This window comes from Pseudomonas putida NBRC 14164, assembly GCF_000412675.1.
Taxonomy (GTDB): domain Bacteria; phylum Pseudomonadota; class Gammaproteobacteria; order Pseudomonadales; family Pseudomonadaceae; genus Aquipseudomonas; species Aquipseudomonas putida.
In genome coordinates, this window is sequence record NC_021505.1 from 3,306,307 (window position 1) to 3,319,864 (window position 13,558).

General features: G+C 62.5%; 12 protein-coding genes. 6 read left to right on the forward strand and 6 right to left on the reverse strand.

The genetic code is table 11. The features are described from left to right. Nucleotides 1-70: 70 nt before the first annotated feature. Both lhgO and glaH read right to left on the reverse strand, forming a co-directional pair. Nucleotides 71-1,321, reverse strand: coding sequence for an L-2-hydroxyglutarate oxidase (gene lhgO, locus PP4_RS14665; RefSeq protein WP_016499975.1), 1,251 nt, complete (start codon nt 1,319-1,321; stop codon nt 71-73). A gap of 114 nt (nt 1,322-1,435) precedes the next feature. Beyond that, the gene (gene glaH / locus PP4_RS14670; RefSeq protein ID WP_016499976.1) at nt 1,436-2,413 is read right to left on the reverse strand and encodes a glutarate dioxygenase GlaH; all 978 of its coding nucleotides are present in this window, start codon (nt 2,411-2,413) and stop codon (nt 1,436-1,438) included. A gap of 195 nt (nt 2,414-2,608) precedes the next feature. Here glaH and csiR point away from each other — a divergent pair, with 195 nt between their 5' ends. The 3 genes from csiR (at nt 2,609) to PP4_RS14685 (ending at nt 5,549) form a co-directional block, all read left to right on the forward strand. Next, nucleotides 2,609-3,304: a DNA-binding transcriptional regulator CsiR gene (csiR, locus tag PP4_RS14675; protein WP_041167752.1), complete on the forward strand. Its 696-nt coding sequence runs from the start codon at nt 2,609-2,611 to the stop codon at nt 3,302-3,304. A gap of 195 nt (nt 3,305-3,499) precedes the next feature. After that, nucleotides 3,500-4,180, forward strand: a complete 681-nt coding sequence (locus tag PP4_RS14680; RefSeq protein ID WP_016499978.1) for a response regulator transcription factor — start codon at nt 3,500-3,502, stop codon at nt 4,178-4,180. Then, nucleotides 4,158-5,549, forward strand: a complete 1,392-nt coding sequence (locus PP4_RS14685; RefSeq protein WP_016499979.1) for a sensor histidine kinase — start codon at nt 4,158-4,160, stop codon at nt 5,547-5,549. The genes PP4_RS14680 and PP4_RS14685 overlap by 23 nt, the downstream gene beginning before the upstream one ends. 132 nt (nt 5,550-5,681) lie before the next feature. On the opposite strand, the gene cysS is transcribed toward PP4_RS14685, so the two are convergent. Continuing rightward, complete coding sequence (gene cysS, locus PP4_RS14690) at nt 5,682-7,064, reverse strand: cysteine--tRNA ligase (RefSeq protein WP_016499980.1); 1,383 nt, start codon at nt 7,062-7,064, stop codon at nt 5,682-5,684. A gap of 9 nt (nt 7,065-7,073) precedes the next feature. Beyond that, nucleotides 7,074-8,777 carry a glutamine--tRNA ligase/YqeY domain fusion protein gene (locus PP4_RS14695; RefSeq protein WP_016499981.1) on the reverse strand — a complete coding sequence of 568 codons (1,704 nt, stop codon included), beginning with the start codon at nt 8,775-8,777 and terminating at the stop codon, nt 7,074-7,076. Nucleotides 8,778-9,025: 248 nt separating this feature from the next. Here PP4_RS14695 and PP4_RS14700 point away from each other — a divergent pair, with 248 nt between their 5' ends. Then, nucleotides 9,026-9,529 (forward strand): peptidylprolyl isomerase, encoded by a 504-nt coding sequence (locus PP4_RS14700; protein WP_041168048.1) that lies wholly within the window; start codon nt 9,026-9,028, stop codon nt 9,527-9,529. Then, nucleotides 9,526-10,248, forward strand: coding sequence for a UDP-2,3-diacylglucosamine diphosphatase (locus PP4_RS14705; protein WP_016499983.1), 723 nt, complete (start codon nt 9,526-9,528; stop codon nt 10,246-10,248). The genes PP4_RS14700 and PP4_RS14705 overlap by 4 nt, the downstream gene beginning before the upstream one ends. A 121-nt stretch (nt 10,249-10,369) precedes the next feature. On the opposite strand, the gene pvdQ is transcribed toward PP4_RS14705, so the two are convergent. Beyond that, nucleotides 10,370-12,679 carry a bifunctional acylase PvdQ gene (gene pvdQ / locus PP4_RS14710; RefSeq protein ID WP_016499984.1) on the reverse strand — a complete coding sequence of 770 codons (2,310 nt, stop codon included), beginning with the start codon at nt 12,677-12,679 and terminating at the stop codon, nt 10,370-10,372. Nucleotides 12,680-12,875: 196 nt separating this feature from the next. On the opposite strand from pvdQ, the gene PP4_RS14715 reads away from it, so the two are divergent. Continuing rightward, the gene (locus PP4_RS14715; RefSeq protein WP_016499985.1) at nt 12,876-13,250 is read left to right on the forward strand and encodes a hypothetical protein; all 375 of its coding nucleotides are present in this window, start codon (nt 12,876-12,878) and stop codon (nt 13,248-13,250) included. Between the two features lie 36 nt (nt 13,251-13,286). Here PP4_RS14715 and PP4_RS14720 read toward each other — a convergent pair whose 3' ends face one another. Then, on the reverse strand, nt 13,287-13,475 hold the full coding sequence (locus tag PP4_RS14720) for a hypothetical protein (protein ID WP_016499986.1): 189 nt from the start codon (nt 13,473-13,475) through the stop codon (nt 13,287-13,289). Between the last annotated feature and the right edge of the window lie 83 nt (nt 13,476-13,558).

Sequence of the window (13,558 nt, forward strand, 5' to 3'; positions counted from 1 at the left end):
CCTGCCCTGAATGGTTAGCAGGGCAGTTCGGGTTGAGTAAAAGGAAACCGCAGAACCTGTTACCGCGTTGTCAGCTGGCCGCCCGCCGGCTGGCCGCCAGGTCCGCCTTGGGGACGCTGCCACCCGCCAGGGTGACTTGCTCACACACCTTGTCGACGATGTAGGCGCCGATCGGGATGGCCGAGGTGGCCGCCGGCGACGGTGCGTTGCACACGTTGACGCTGCGCGCGGTGTTGACGAACAGGAAGTCGTCGATCAGCTTGCCGTCGCGCGATACCGCCTGGGCGCGCACACCAGCCGGGTAAGGCGTGAGGTCGGCCTTGGTGATGCTCGGGCAGTACTTCTGCACCTGCTTGAGATAGCCGCCCTTGAACAGCGAGTTTTTCATCTCGATCAGGCCAGGGCGGAAGTTCTTCGCCAGCACCTTGAGAATGCCAGGGGTGGTCAGGGTCTGGAACAGGTCGCCGGGGCTGACGTCGGTCTTGCGATAGCCCTCGCGCTTCATCGCCAGTACGGCGTTGGGGCCAACCGTGACGGTGCCGTCGATCATGCGGGTCAGGTGCACGCCCAAAAACGGCATCGACGGGTCGGGGATCGGGTAGATCAGATGGTTGACGATCTGGTTGTGCTGCTTGGGCAGCAAGTAGTACTCGCCCCGGAACGGGCAGATGACAAACTCGGTGCGCAGGCCCAGCATGCTGACCACGCGGTCGGCCATCAGGCCCGAACAGGTCACCAGGAAACGGCTACGGAACTCGTCGCGCCGTGTGCGCACGATCACTTCGCTGGCCTGCTCCTGCAGGCCGACCACCTCTGCCCCATAGCGGGTTTCGCCGCCGGCACGCTGGAATTCAGCGCCCATCGCAGCAGTCACTTTGGCGTAGTTGACGATGCCGCTGGACGGCACGAAGATGCCACCCATCCCCACGATATTGGGCTCGCGCTCGCGCAGTTCGTCGGCCGACAGCCAGTGGCGCTCCAGGCCGTTGGCCGCGGTACGCTCCCACAGCGCCTTCATGCGCTGCATTTCCAGCTCGTTGGTGGCCACCAGCAGCTTGCCGCACTCATCGAAGGGGATACCGTGCTGGGTGCAGAAGGCCTTTGTGGCCTTGTTGCCTTCCAGGCAGAAGCGCGCCTTGAGGCTGCCGGGGGTGTAGTACACGCCAGCGTGGATCACGCCGCTGTTGTGACCGGTCTGGTGGCGGGCCGGGCCGGACTCCTTCTCCAGCAGAAGAATCTTCGCGTCCGGGTAGACCTTGATCAGGTGCATGGCCGTGGACATGCCCACAATGCCACCGCCAATAATGATGAAATCGTACACAGCCTTACCTCACACGCAGGCATTGCCTGGCTCGCTCACCAAGGCCCGCTCGGGCCCTGGTGGCATCATGTTGTGCAACGACGCATGGGCGGGCGCCCGCCCTGCGCCCTGTCATTATTGCCCGCGCTGGTATAGCGGTTTGGGGAAGGCGACGTAACCACGCTGGCGCATCAGTTCACGGCGCAGGCCCTCGTGCGGGGTGAAGCGGTCGCGACCATGCAGCCAGAACAGGTTGTTGATCAGCAGGAAGCTGCCCACACCCACCGGTACCGACACCTTCTTCCCGCTGCCTTCCAGCGAATCGGACAGGGCGTTCAGCCAGATGCCTTCCTCGTAGTTTTCCGGCTGCACGAACTGGTCAATGTAGCGCATGGTCGGGCGGCCTTCGCCATCGGTGTCGAAAACGGAGTGGAACACATCTTCGGCGACCTTCTTGCTCGGCGGTGCGGTCCAGCGCATTTCGCGGCGGGCCATCGGGTGGCGGAAGAACTCCTCGCACTGCTCCCAGTCATCCAGGTGTAGCAGCAGCGAGTTGCCGCCTTCCATGTTCTTTTCGTCGATCTTCAGCATCAGCACGTAATCGGTGATCTGGTTCACGAAAGTGCCGTCGTTGTGCAGTTCCATCACCCGATGCGGCTGGCGCAGGTAGCTGTCTGAGTTGTCGGAGTTGACCACCACGAAGCGCGCATAGAATTGCCCGCTCATGGCGTCGTAGTTGGAACGGCCGATCAGGTGTGCGCAGGCGGTAGTGAACTTGACCATGTCTTCGGCCTGGCTCACGTCATCCAGGCCCAGCGGGGTAATCAGCATGCCGCCGGTGGCTCGATCGAGGATGGTGTTGAGCAGCACAGGGCGCAGGGTGCCCTGGCACAGCTGGTCAAGAATTTCACCCAGCCGGAAACGCAGGAACGATTTGTACTCCAACGCCTGCACCGGCCACTCGGCAACAGCCTGGACGAACGCTTCGACGGTTTCAGGGGCGAAGGTCAGTTCAAGCAGGCGCGGCGACTGTTTCGAAGGGGCAATGGTGTAACCACGCGGCTCGAGGGGCAGTGGCATCACAAGTTCTTCGATCTGCGTAAAAGCGTTCATGGCAGTGTCCTGGCAGAAAAAGTGGAGAGCGCCGTCCGGTCATGACCTGGATCAGTGCGGGCGAGGTAAAAATATCGCCACTAACTGAAAATGTCTACATTTTTGTATTTGAGCGACAATTTAGTTTTTTATCCATTGTTTTTCGTCAGCAGGCGGTTTCGGTATGATCGGCAAAACGTTTTGAGGAACAGGATCTTGGACGCGCTCGCCCCCCGACAAAACTCAGCTTTCAGCGGGTATGAGAGGCTCAAGAAGGACATCATCCGGGGCGTGTTCAAACCCGGTGAAAAACTGTTGATGAGCGCCCTGAAGGAACGCTACGACCTGGGCGTGGGTCCGCTGCGCGAAGCACTGTCGCAACTGGTGGCCGAGCACCTGGTCAACGCGATCAGCCAGAAAGGCTACCGGGTGGCGCCCATGTCGCTGGACGAGATGAACGACATCTACGATGCCCGCGCCAACCTGGAGGCGATGATCATCGCCCTGGCCATCGAGCGCGGCGACGACGCCTGGGAGGCGTCAGTGCTGGCCCACTCGCATACCCTGGCCAAGGTGGTGGAAGTGAAAACCCGCGAGCAGCGCCTGGATGTGTGGGACGAGCGGCACAAGGCGTTTCATACCGCCATTGCCTCGGGCTGCGGTTCCAAGCACCTGCTTCAGGCGCGCACCTACCTGTTCGACCAGGCCGAGCGCTACCGCCACCTGTGGCTGACGCAGACGGTGTTCTCCGAACAGGCCCTTGAGCTCAAGCGCCAGGAGCATGCGGCGCTGGTCGAGGTGATCCTCGCCCGTGACGCCGAACGCGCCAGCGCCATGATGCGCTCGCACCTGATGACCCCGGTGCCGATCATTGCGCAGATCATGCATGCCGAGGGTATCGGCGCCCGATGAGCCCTCAATCCAGAACTGCACGATACTCTGTGGGAGCAGGCATGCCCGCTCCCACAATGACCGCGCAAGCTTCTGAATTCAGGCAAGACAGCGGATCGCTCCAGAGCAGCCAGATGACTAGATGAATTTTTCTTAAATCGCCGGTTGTCTATTCTTTGGCACAATCAAATCTCTATTAGATGCCCAGGAACCAGCATGCCTCGCGTACTGACCATCGAAGACGACGCCGTCACCGGCCAGGAAATCGTCGCCGAACTTACCAGCCACGGCCTGGAGGTCGAATGGGCCGACAACGGCCGTGAAGGCCTGGCCAAGGCCATTGCCGGTGGCTACGACCTGATCACCCTGGACCGCATGCTGCCCGAGGTCGATGGCCTGACCATCGTCACCACCCTGCGCAGCCTCAAGATCGCCACGCCGATCCTGATGATCAGCGCCCTCTCCGACGTCGACGAACGGGTACGCGGCCTGCGGGCCGGCGGTGACGACTACCTGACCAAGCCGTTTGCCTCCGACGAAATGGCCGCACGGGTCGAGGTATTGCTGCGCCGCAACAGTGTGCCCATGACCCAGACACGCCTGCAGGTCGCCGACCTGCAACTGGACCTGATCAGCCACGAGGCGCGCCGCGGTGACAATACGCTCAACCTGCTGCCCACCGAATACAAACTGCTGGAGTACCTGATGCGCCACAGCGGCCAGGTGATCACACGGATGATGATTTTCGAAGAAGTCTGGGGCTACCATTTCGACCCCGGCACAAACCTGATCGACGTGCACATCGGTCGCCTGCGCAAGAAAATCGACTCCCCCGGCCAGTCGCCGCTGATCCGTACGGTACGGGGCTCCGGCTATGCCATTGCTGAACCCGTCTAAAGGCTGGAGCTCCTCGACAAGCCGCCTGCTGGCGCTGTACAGCTTTCTGTTCGTGGCCTGGAGCAGCATCCTCATGGGGGTGCTGTACTTCGAGGTGTCCAGCTACCTGAACAAGCTCACCCGCCATTCCATGTTGCAGCGCCAACACCTGTTCGCGCACATGAGCGGCAAGCAGCTGGACGACGCCCTGATCGCCAGCCAGGCCTTCGAGGAGCGCAGCTTTGACGCCTATGGCCTGTTCGACACCCAGCTCAACCCGATTGGCGGCAGTGTGCGCGCCCTGCCCCCGGAGCTCAGGCTGGACGGCAAGATCCATGAGTTGAAACGCTGCCTGGATGCCGACGACCCACACCTGCCCCGCGACAGCTGCGATGCGGTGGCGATCAAAGTGCAAGATGGCCGCTGGCTGGTACTGTTCCGCGATAACGGCTCACTGTTCGTGGTTACCCGGATCATCCTCGATGCCCTGCTCTGGGGTATCTCCTTGACGTTGATCCCAGGCTTTGCCGGCTGGTACCTGCTACGGCGCAGGCCGCTCAAGCGTATCCGCGCAATCCAGGCCCAGGCCGAGCTGATCGTTGCCGGCGACCTGACCCACCGCCTGCCGTTGTCGGCCCGGCGCGATGAGCTGGACATGCTGGCAGCCATCGTCAACGCCATGCTGGACCGCATCGAGCGGCTGATGCATGAGGTCAAGGGGGTGTGCGACAACATTGCCCATGACCTGCGCACCCCGCTCACCCGCCTGCGCGCCCAGCTGTACCGGATTCGCCAGCAGAGCGACGTCGACTCCGCGCAAGCCGAGGCGCTGGACCAGGCCATCGGCGAAACCGACACGCTGATGGCGCGTTTTCGCGGGTTGCTACGCATCAGCGAACTGGAAGACCGCCAGCGCCGGGCCGGCTTCGTCCAGCTTGACCCGCATGAACTGCTGGTCGAACTGCACGACTTCTATTTGCCTTTGGCCGAGGATGGCGGCATCCACCTGGAACTGCACCAGCCCGCGCAGCTGCCGGCACTGCACGGTGACCGCGAACTGCTGTTCGAGGCACTGGCCAACCTGATGGGCAACGGTATCAAGTTCACGCCCGAAGGTGGGCAAGTGCGAATTAGCGCGACACACGACGACACCGGCGTGCACCTGGCTATCGAGGACAGCGGGCCGGGCATTCCCGAAGAAGAGCGTACTGCGGTGCTGAAGCGGTTCTATCGCAGCGATGAAGGCCATCGCCATGCCGGGTTTGGGCTGGGATTGTCGATCGTTGCGGCGATCGTGGACCTGCATGGGTTCAGGCTGGAAATTGGGGAGAGCGAGTTGGGTGGGGCGAAGTTGGTATTGCACTGCCCGCTTGCCGGGCTGGCCAAATAAAAGCAGGGGCCGCTTTGCGGCCCTTCGCGGGCACGCCCGCTCCCACAGGGATAGCGCACACCGGACATGTCGCGCCAACCTGTGGGAGCGGGCGTGCCCGCGAAGGGCTGCAAAGCAGCCCCAGTACGCCGGTCAGTCAGCCAAACGCCAGGTAGTCGTGCCCTTGCTGTCTTCCAGCACCACACCCATCGCGGTGAGCTGGTCGCGGATACGGTCCGACTCGGCCCAGTTCTTGTCCGCACGCGCCTGCAGCCGCGCCTGAATCAGGCCTTCCACCTCGGCAGCATCGACCTTGCCTTCGGCACCTGCACGCAGGAAGTCATCGGCCTCCAGTTGCAGCACACCCAGCACCTCACCCAGCTCGCGCAGGCGGCCAGCCAGGCCGGCAGCAGCCTCCGGGTCGCTGTCGCGCAGGCGGTTGATCTCGCGTACCAGGTCGAACAGCACGGCGCAGGCTTCGGGGGTGCCGAAGTCGTCGTTCATCGCCACGCTGAAACGCTCGACAAACGCTTCGCCGCCCTTGGCCGCTACCCGTGGCAAGCCGCGCAGGGCGTGGTAGAAGCGCTCAAGCGCGCCCTTGGCGTCGCGCAGGCTGTCTTCGGAGTAGTTGATCGCGCTGCGATAGTGGCTGGCCACCAGCAGGTAACGCACCACTTCAGGGTGGTACTTCTCGAGCACATCGCGGATGGTGAAGAAATTGTTCAACGACTTCGACATCTTCTCGCCGTTGATCCGGATCATGCCGCAGTGCATCCAGGCGTTGGCGTACTGCTTGCCTGTGGCCGCCTCGCTCTGGGCAATCTCGTTCTCGTGGTGCGGGAACTCCAGGTCGCTGCCACCGCCGTGAATGTCGAAGCTCTCACCCAGGCAGCAGGTGGACATCACCGAGCACTCAATGTGCCAGCCCGGACGGCCCGGGCCCCATGGCGATTCCCAGCTCGGTTCACCGGGCTTGACGCCCTTCCACAGCACGAAGTCCAGCGGGTCTTGCTTGGCTTCGTCGACCTCGATGCGTGCGCCGATGCGCAGGTCTTCGATCTTCTTGCGCGACAGCTTGCCGTAGCCGACGAACTTGCCGACGCGGTAGTACACGTCGCCATTGCCTGGGGCATAGGCATAACCCTTGTCGATCAGGGTCTGGATCATCGCGTGCATGCCGGCGATATGGTCGGTGGCACGTGGCTCCTGGTCTGGCGGCAGGATGTTCAGGCGGCGCTCGTCTTCGTGCATCGCGTCAATCATGCGGGCGGTCAACGCGTCGAAGCTTTCGCCGTTCTCGTTGGCCCGGTTGATGATCTTGTCATCGATGTCGGTGATGTTGCGCACATACGTCAGCTCGTAGCCGCTCTTGCGCAGCCAGCGGGTGACCAGGTCGAAGGCCACCATGCTGCGGCCATGGCCCAGGTGGCAGTAGTCGTACACGGTCATGCCGCACACGTACATGCGCACCTTGTTGCCATCCAGCGGCTTGAAGGTTTCCTTCGCTTTGCTCAGGGTGTTGTAAATGGTAAGCACGGCGTTTCCTCAGCTGCCCCAGGAGTCACGCAGGGTGACAGTGCGGTTGAACACCGGGCGGCCCGGCTGGCTGTCTTTCAGGTCGGCGCAGAAGTAGCCTTCGCGCTCGAACTGGAAGCGGTCCTCGGGTTGCGCCTGGGCCAGCGACGGCTCGGCACGGCAACCGCTGAGCACTTGCAGCGAGTCCGGGTTGATGTTGTCCAGGAAGCTGCCGCCGTCCTCGGTCTTTTCCGGGTTCGGCGAGCGGAACAGGCGGTCGTACAGGCGCACTTCGCACTCGACGCTGCCCTCGGCCGGCACCCAGTGGATCACGCCCTTGACCTTGCGGCCTTCAGGGTTCTTGCCCAAGGTGTCCGGGTCGTACGAGCAACGCAGCTCGACGATATTGCCATCGGCGTCCTTGATGGCTTCGTCGGCGCGAATCACGTAGCTGCCACGCAGGCGCACTTCACCGGCCGGCTCCAGGCGCTTGTAGCCCTTCGGCGGCTCTTCCATGAAGTCATCGCGGTCGATGTACAGCTCGCGCGCGAACGGCAGCACACGCACGCCCATGTCTTCTTTCGGGTGGCGTGGCAGCTCAAGCTGTTCCACCTGGCCTTCCGGGTAGTTGGTGATGACCACTTTCAGTGGGCGCAGTACGCACATGGCGCGCGGTGCGGTGCGGTCCAGGTCGTCACGGATGCTGAACTCGAGCATCGACATGTCAACCACGCCGTCGGAACGGTTGGTGCCGATCATTTCGCAGAAGTTGCGGATCGAAGCCGGGGTGTAGCCGCGGCGACGGAAGCCGGACAGGGTCGACATGCGCGGGTCGTCCCAGGCGTCGACGTGCTTTTCGTCAACCAGCTGCTTGAGCTTGCGCTTGGACGTGATGGTGTAGTTCAGGTTCAGGCGGCTGAACTCGTACTGGCGCGGGTGCGCCGGCACCGGCAGGTTGTCGAGGAACCATTCGTACAAAGGGCGATGCCCTTCGAACTCCAGGGTGCAGATCGAGTGGGTGATGCCCTCGATAGCGTCCGACTGGCCGTGGGTAAAGTCGTAGTTGGGGTAGATGCACCATTTGTCACCGGTCTGGTGATGGTGGGCATGACGGATGCGGTACAGGATCGGGTCGCGCAGGTTCATGTTCGGCGAGGCCATGTCGATCTTGGCCCGCAGCACGCACTCACCGTCTTTGAACTCGCCGGCCTTCATGCGGGCGAACAGCTCGAGGTTTTCTTCCACGCTACGATCGCGGAACGGGCTGTTCTTGCCCGGTTCCTTGAGGTTGCCGCGATATTCTTTCGCTTGATCAGGGGTCAGGTCGCAGACATAGGCCTTGCCACGCTTGATCAGCTCCACCGCCCAGTCGTGCAACTGGTCGAAGTAGCTGGACGCATAACGCACGTCACCGGCCCAGTCGAAGCCCAGCCATTTGACGTCGCTTTGAATGGCGTCGATGTATTCCTGGTCTTCCTTGGCCGGGTTGGTGTCATCGAAACGCAGGTGGCAGACGCCCCCGAATTCCTTGGCCAGGCCGAAGTTGACGCAGATCGACTTGGCGTGGCCGATGTGCAGGTAGCCGTTAGGCTCCGGCGGGAAGCGAGTGACGATGCTGCTGTGCTTGCCCGAGTCCAGGTCGGCCTGGATGATCGGCCGCAGGAAGTTCGCAGGGACAGCGGGGGCGCCTTTGGCAGCGGCGTTGGGCGCGTTGTCGGCAGTGGGCTTGCTCATAGGATCCTTGAATGCACGTGTCCGGCCTGGGTAGGCCGATTGAATCAAAGGGCCTATCATAGCCGAAGCAGTCAAGCTGCTGACAGTCGGGCCCGGACAAACTGGCGTGATTTATCACGGCTTTTTGCCCAAGCCTGGCAAAATGGCCAGTGCGCGCCATGTGTCGTGATCGCCTGAACATGCGTCAGGTGATAATCGGCGCCCTGCGCACCCTAATTCCCGATTGCCTTGAAAAAGCGAGTTTCAGCATGTCCAAAGTCAAACTGACCACCAACCACGGCGACATCGTCATTGAACTGAACGCTGAAAAAGCCCCGATTACCGTGGCCAACTTCATCGAATACGTCAACGCAGGCCACTACACCAACACCGTGTTCCACCGGGTGATCAAAGGCTTCATGATTCAGGGCGGCGGTTTCGAGCCAGGCATGAACGAAAAGCGTGACAAGCGTGCCAGCATCCAGAACGAAGCCGACAACGGCCTGAAAAACGCCAAGTACACCATCGCCATGGCCCGCACCATGGAGCCGCACTCTGCTTCGGCGCAGTTCTTCATCAACGCCTCCGACAACGACTTCCTCAACCACAGCGGCAAGAACGTACAGGGCTGGGGCTACGCGGTGTTCGGCGAAGTGATCGAAGGCCGTGAAGTGGTTGATGCCATCGAGAAGGTCGCCACCGGTTCCAAGTCCGGCCACCAGGACGTACCAAAAGAAGACGTGATCATCGAGAAAGCCGAGATCATTGGGTGATACTGCTGATCTCCGATCTGCATTTGCAAGAAGAGCGCCCGGACATTTCCCGGGCGTTTCTTGATCTGCTCGACGGCCGTGCCCGCCACGCCAAGGCGTTGTACATCCTGGGCGACTTTTTCGAAGCCTGGATCGGCGACGATGCCATGACCGCCTTCCAGCAGTCGATCTGCCAGGCCATGCGCCGGCTGAGCGACAGCGGCACGGCCATCTTCCTGATGCATGGCAACCGTGACTTCCTGATTGGCCAGGCTTTCTGCGATGCTGCGGGCTGCACGTTGTTGAGCGACCCCAGTGTGATCGAGCTGGGCGGTGAACAGGTACTGCTGATGCATGGCGACACCTTGTGCACCCGCGACCTGGGTTACATGAAGATGCGCCGCTTGCTGCGCAACCCGCTGAGCCTGTGGATCTTGCGCCACCTGCCACTGTCAGCCCGCTACAAGCTGGCGCGCAAACTGCGCAGTGAAAGCAGCACGCAAGTGCGGATGAAGTCCACCGAAATTGTCGACGTCACACCGGAGGAAGTGCCCAAGGTGATGGCGGCGCATGGCGTGCGTACGCTGGTGCATGGCCATACCCACCGGCCGGCGATACACAAGCTGGTGGTTGATGGGGAGCCGGCACGGCGCATCGTGCTGGGGGACTGGGACCGCCGCGGTTGGGCCTTGCAGGTTGACGAGCAGGGCTTTCAGTTGGCGCCGTTCGAGTTTTCCTGACCCGGCGGGTCGCCCTCTTCGCGGGTAAACCCGCTCCCACAGACTCCGTATCAACGCTGCAAGCGGAGCGATTCCTGTGAGAGCGGGTTTACCCGCGAATGGGCCGGCGCACGCTGACGCTTCAGGGCTGGCTGACTACCACCCCCTTGTCCCGCTCACTGATCACCACTTCCCGATACGCCGGGTCTGCCTTGATCTGAGCCTCGGTAAACGGAATCACCGCCAGTTGCTTGGCCGCAAATGCTTTGGTCTGGTCACTGGCATGCGCCGAAGCCTTCTCACTCGACTGGGAAAAGGCAAGCAGGCCACGGGCTTCTGGCCCCTTGTCGGTAAAGCTGACCAATTGCAGGTAGCTGGTGCCACTCACCACCAGCCGCTTGCCCTGCCCGTGCGGGACACTGTACATCGCGTTGTACACGCCCAGCGCCTGCGGGCCACCCGGTACCGGCGTGCCATCAAGCGCCTGCTGCACCTGCCCCCAACGCGCCTCCCCCGCTACACCGCTGTCGCTCACCTGCTTGAGCGAAGCCAGTGCCGCCTCGTGTACCAGCTTGCGCACGGCCGCCTGCTCCACCGCCAAACCACGCGGCGTGTGCTGCGGGTCGGCCGGGTCAAAGGCTACGCGCCAGCTTTCCGGGTGTTCGGCCAGGGCGTTGAACAGGTTCTGGAAATGCACCAGGCCAATGCCGCTGTCGAGGTCGGCCTTGCCATTCCAGGCCGCCAGGCTACTGCACACGGCCTGTACATCCGCGCTTGCGCCCTTGCACCATTGCAGCAGGTCTGGCAGCACCAGGCTGGCCAGGTAGACCTCGTCGTCGGTCACCATGCGCTGCAGGTCATCCACGCCCAGCCTTGCCGTGCCCTGCAGGCGCTGCAGGGCAAAGCGGCTGCGCATGCCCAGCGGCTGGTCACTGCGGCTGACCAAGGGTGAATAGCCGGTCAGCGGCTGCGCCGGGTTGGCCATCCATGCCGGGTCGTTGGAGTTCTGCACGAAATCCTGGCGTTCAAGGCTCGGCAACAGTCGCGCCGGGAAGATTCCCGGTTGCGCAGCCTGCGCATCGACCTTCCACTGACAGGCGCTGCGCGAACCATCCAGCACCACCATGCGCCCTTGCCCTTGTGGGTTGCTGCAGGCACCCAGCAGTTGCTGGTCGACATACGGCACCACCGACTGGTTCAGGTACAACGCCCCACCGCCCTGGTCCACGGCCAAGGTGTTGACCCAAGGAATACCCTGCAACTGCTCGACCGAGCCTTTCAGCGCCGCAAGGCTGTCGGCACGGTTGATCTGGTACCACTGCTGCAACACTCGGGTGTTGTCCAGGTTGGCGTCACGCAAGCTGTAGGCCGCGTGCGCATCCCAGTCCAGGCGCCCGGGCCATTGCACCACCGGGCCGAATTGCGAGCTGTAGACCTGCCGCTCTACCTGGCTCACGCTGCCATCTTCTGCCTTGACCGCAACGCTGATGGTTTGCCTGGCCAGTGGCAGCGACTTGCCATCAAGCAGGTAACGGGTCGGGTCCTTGGGGTCGAGCTGCAGCCGATACAGGGTGAAGTGGCTGGAGGTGTCGACGGTGTGCGTCCAGGCCAGGTGCCTGTTGAAACCGATATTGACCACCGGCAGGCCCGGCAATGCCGCGCCCATCACATCGAGCTGGCCAGGGATGGTCAGCTGCATCTGGTAGAAGCGCATGCCGCCCATCCACGGGAAGTGCGGGTTGGCCAACAACAGGCCGCGGCCATTGGCCGAACGCTGCGCGCCCACGGCCACCGCATTGCTGCCGCGCTCCGTGGCAAAGCGTTCTTGCCGCGCCAGCGCTTTGGCGAAACCTGCCGACGCCTGCTGGCTGCCCGCCGCAGGTGGGTGCGCGCCTGCCAGTGCCTCGACGAACTGCCCTATACCCCCCTCGGCCAATAGCCTGCGGGTCAGCTTGACCAGGTCCTGGCTGGTGATCGACCGCAGCCACTCACCGCTGCCACATTCGGCGGGCAAGCCTTCGCGGCGGCGCTCGGCGAGCGCCCGGTTGTAGCCGCTGGCATAGCCCGCCAGCAGTGCCTGCACCTGCGTCGGTTGCGCTTGCAGGAACGCGTCGACCGCCGTCGGGCTGTTGAGCCAGGTGAAAAACAGGTCGCTGGTCAGGTTGTCACGCTGCTCCAGGGTCTTGCCCTTGGCACCAAAATGGCGTGAGCGCTCACCGCTCACGGTCAGCACCTCGTTGGCCAGCAGGCACAGGTTGTCCTGGGCATAGGCATAGCCAACGCCGTAGCCCAGGCCGCGCTCATCCTTGGCCACGATATGCGGCACCCCGTAACTGGTTCGACGGATCTGCGCGCTGGCATCAGTAGCGGGCTGCGCCTGCACCGCAACGCTGAAGGCCACCAGTGCAGCGGCCAGGCCTGCGCACGTCATGGGACGGGAAAGTGGAAACACGGGCACTCCTCGGATTCGGGGTCTATCCCGATCAGACGAACGGCCAGGTGAAAATTTTACGTGTTACAAGGCGATGGAACGTCTTGAAGAGGAACAGCCATTTTTTTTACGAGTGGGTTGCAGTTTTTGCGTTCTCATTCGTCCTAGTAAGTGAGGCAACCACATTTCGGGTTCGTCCACGAAAAGGAGCATTCACATGTACAACCCGCAACCCTCGACTCACGCCGGGCGCGTCCCAGGCAAAGCGCCCAACGGACAGGACGTTTTTTCTGAGGAACGCATCGGCAACGAACAGATCCGCGAGCTGCTGCGCACTTTCGGCCTGCGAACCAGCCTGATCCGGCTCAAGGTGATCGATGCCTTGCACGCCGCTGACCGCAATGGCCGCAGCATTGGCGTACGCGGCGTGCACGCACAACTGGAACAGCTGGATATTCCGCTGTCGTTCCTCAGCGTGCGTGAGGTGCTCAAGCGGCTGTGCACCGAAGGTGTCATCGAACTGGGCAACGACAAGTGCTACAGCCTCAACCCCCAGGCGCGCGCCGTACTGGAGCAGACACACACGCGCTGAGCGCATGGCCGGCCACACCTGGCCGGCCCGCACGGATCAGGGCTTGACCTTGCGCCGCAGAATGCCGTTGATCACCACGACCACAACGGCGATGGCGATGGCCGCCATCTGGAAGGTCTGCTCACTGATCGTGCCCTGCTTCTGCAGGTGGGACAGGCCCAGCATCAGGCCCAGTACCACCAGGATGATCAGAAGGGAATATTTGAGGCGCTGCACGTGTGTCATCGAAAGTTCCTTGCAACATCAAAGGCAAATGGCTCGCAACGAGCCGTGGCAATGATACAACGCCCATAGGGCCCGGCGCTGCA

Coding starts and splice junctions, on each gene's coding strand:
- PP4_RS14680 (WP_016499978.1), top strand. CDS start 3,500: ATGCCTCGCGTACTGACCATCGAAGACGACGCCGTCACCGGCCAGGAA.
- PP4_RS14700 (WP_041168048.1), top strand. CDS start 9,026: ATGTCCAAAGTCAAACTGACCACCAACCACGGCGACATCGTCATTGAA.
- glaH (WP_016499976.1), bottom strand. CDS start 2,413: ATGAACGCTTTTACGCAGATCGAAGAACTTGTGATGCCACTGCCCCTC.
- PP4_RS14685 (WP_016499979.1), top strand. CDS start 4,158: ATGCCATTGCTGAACCCGTCTAAAGGCTGGAGCTCCTCGACAAGCCGC.
- PP4_RS14695 (WP_016499981.1), bottom strand. CDS start 8,777: ATGAGCAAGCCCACTGCCGACAACGCGCCCAACGCCGCTGCCAAAGGC.
- PP4_RS14720 (WP_016499986.1), bottom strand. CDS start 13,475: ATGACACACGTGCAGCGCCTCAAATATTCCCTTCTGATCATCCTGGTG.
- PP4_RS14715 (WP_016499985.1), top strand. CDS start 12,876: ATGTACAACCCGCAACCCTCGACTCACGCCGGGCGCGTCCCAGGCAAA.